General features: G+C 54.5%; 1 rRNA gene. It reads right to left on the reverse strand.

Annotated elements, in window-relative coordinates:
* Positions 1-2,980: ribosomal RNA gene (locus tag AAC155_RS23865) — 23S ribosomal RNA — on the reverse strand; the annotation flags it as partial.
* Positions 2,981-3,091: the final 111 nt, after the last annotated feature.

The raw sequence follows: 3,091 nt of genomic DNA on the forward strand, positions 1-3,091 counted from the left end.
GCATCGCTGCGCTTACACACCCAGCCTATCCACGTCTTCGTCTTAAACGTTCCTTCCGTGACCTCAAGTCAAGGGAAGACTCATCTCAAGGCAAGTTTCCCGCTTAGATGCTTTCAGCGGTTATCTCTCCCGCACTTAGCTACCGGGCAATGCCATTGGCATGACAACCCGTACACCAGCGGTGCGTCCACTCCGGTCCTCTCGTACTAGGAGCAGCCCCTTTCAATCTTCCTGCGCCCACGGCAGATAGGGACCGAACTGTCTCACGACGTTCTAAACCCAGCTCGCGTACCACTTTAAATGGCGAACAGCCATACCCTTGGGACCTACTTCAGCCCCAGGATGTGATGAGCCGACATCGAGGTGCCAAACACCGCCGTCGATATGAACTCTTGGGCGGTATCAGCCTGTTATCCCCGGAGTACCTTTTATCCGTTGAGCGATGGCCCTTCCATGCAGAACCACCGGATCACTAAGACCTACTTTCGTACCTGCTCGAACCGTCACTCTCGCAGTTAAGCTGGCTTATGCCTTTGCACTAACCTCACGATGTCCGACCGTGATTAGCCAACCTTCGTGCTCCTCCGTTACGCTTTGGGAGGAGACCGCCCCAGTCAAACTACCCGCCAGACACTGTCCTCAGCCCGGATAACGGGCCTAAGTGAGAACATCGAGCATTCAAGGGTGGTATTTCAAGGATGGCTCCGCGCAGACTGGCGTCCGCGCTTCTCAGCCTCCCACCTATCCTACACATCAAGGCTCCATGTTCAGTGTCAAGCTATAGTAAAGGTTCACGGGGTCTTTCCGTCTTGCCGCGGGTACACTGCATCTTCACAGCGAGTTCAATTTCACTGAGTCTCGGGTGGAGACAGCCTGGCCATCATTACGCCATTCGTGCAGGTCGGAACTTACCCGACAAGGAATTTCGCTACCTTAGGACCGTTATAGTTACGGCCGCCGTTTACTGGGGCTTCTATCAAGAGCCTCGCCTCGCGGCTAACCCCATCAATTAACCTTCCAGCACCGGGCAGGCGTCACACCGTATACGTCCACTTACGTGTTGGCACAGTGCTGTGTTTTTAATAAACAGTTGCAGCCAGCTGGTCTCTGCGACTGGCCTCGGCTCCGGGTGTTTCTCCCTTCACCTAACGCCAGCGTGCCTTCTCCCGAAGTTACGGCACCATTTTGCCTAGTTCCTTCACCCGAGTTCTCTCAAGCGCCTGAGTATTCTCTACCTGACCACCTGTGTCGGTTTGGGGTACGATTCAATACGACCTGAGGCTTAGAGGCTTTTCCTGGAAGCCGGGCATCAACCACTTCACCGCCGTAGCGGCTCGTCATCACGCCTCAGTGTTCACGGAAGAGCGGATTTACCTGCCCCTCCCACCTACACGCTTAAACCGGGACAACCGTCGCCCGGATGGCCTAGCCTTCTCCGTCCCCCCTTCGCAGTCGCATTCAGTACAGGAATATTAACCTGTTTCCCATCAGCTACGCCGTTCGGCCTCACCTTAGGGGTCGACTCACCCTGCCCCGATTAACGTTGGACAGGAACCCTTGGTCTTCCGGCGAGCGGGTTTTTCACCCGCTTTATCGTTACTTATGTCAGCATTCGCACTTCTGATACCTCCAGCAGCCCTCACGGCACCACCTTCAACAGCTTACAGAACGCTCCCCTACCCAGCAACGCCTTAACGTCACTGCCGCAGCTTCGGTGCATGGTTTAGCCCCGTTACATCTTCCGCGCAGGCCGACTCGACCAGTGAGCTATTACGCTTTCTTTCAATGATGGCTGCTTCTAAGCCAACATCCTGGCTGTCTGGGCCTTCCCACATCGTTTCCCACTTAACCATGACTTCGGGACCTTAGCTGGCGGTCTGGGTTGTTTCCCTCTTCACGACGGACGTTAGCACCCGCCGTGTGTCTCCCGTGATACCATTCTTCGGTATTCGCAGTTTGCATCGGGTTGGTAAGCCGGGATGGCCCCCTAGCCGAAACAGTGCTCTACCCCCGAAGATGAATTCACGAGGCGCTACCTAAATAGCTTTCGGGGAGAACCAGCTATCTCCCGGTTTGATTGGCCTTTCACCCCCAGCCACAGGTCATCCGCTAATTTTTCAACATTAGTCGGTTCGGTCCTCCAGTTAGTGTTACCCAACCTTCAACCTGCCCATGGCTAGCTCACCGGGTTTCGGGTCTATACCCTGCAACTCATTCGCCCAGTTAAGACTCGGTTTCCCTACGGCTCCCCTATGCGGTTAACCTCGCTACAGAATATAAGTCGCTGACCCATTATACAAAAGGTACGCAGTCACCCCACCCCAAAACGCTCCACGGCTTGTTTTTTGTGTTGGGCGTCGCTGTCGCTCCGCCAACCGTGCCGCTGTGATGCCGTTACGCATTTTGTACACCACGCAAAGCGAAACGCTTTGGTGGTGGGGCTCCCACTGCTTGTACGTACACGGTTTCAGGTTCTCTTTCACTCCCCTCGCCGGGGTTCTTTTCGCCTTTCCCTCACGGTACTGGTTCACTATCGGTCAGTCAGGAGTATTTAGCCTTGGAGGATGGTCCCCCCACCTTCAGACAGGATTTCTCGTGTCCCGCCTTACTCTTCGAACTCACAACCCGGTCATCTTCGAGTACGGGGCTGTCACCCTCTCTCGCCGGCCTTTCCAGACCGTTCCTCTGATGCCCGAGCTGATGCAGGTTCTGGGCTCCTCCCCGTTCGCTCGCCGCTACTGGGGGAATCTCGGTTGATTTCTTTTCCTCGGGGTACTGAGATGTTTCAGTTCCCCCGGTTCGCCTCATTAACCTATGAATTCAGTTAATGATAGTGCAACGCATTGCACTGGGTTTCCCCATTCGGACATCGCCGGCTATTACGCTTCATATCAGCTTACCGACGCTTTTCGCAGATTAGCACGTCCTTCATCGCCTCTGACTGCCTAGGCATCCACCGTGTACGCTTCGTCGCTTAACCTCACAACCCGAAAGTGTCTCGAATTGTTCAGCTTGAGAGACTCTTCACTCATATCCCAAGGATATCAGTGAGAATTTCAATTTTTCAGCTTGTTCCAGATTGTTAAAGAGC

Origin of the sequence: Photorhabdus sp. HUG-39 (assembly GCF_963878365.1) — a bacterium.
GTDB lineage: Bacteria > Pseudomonadota > Gammaproteobacteria > Enterobacterales > Enterobacteriaceae > Photorhabdus > Photorhabdus kayaii.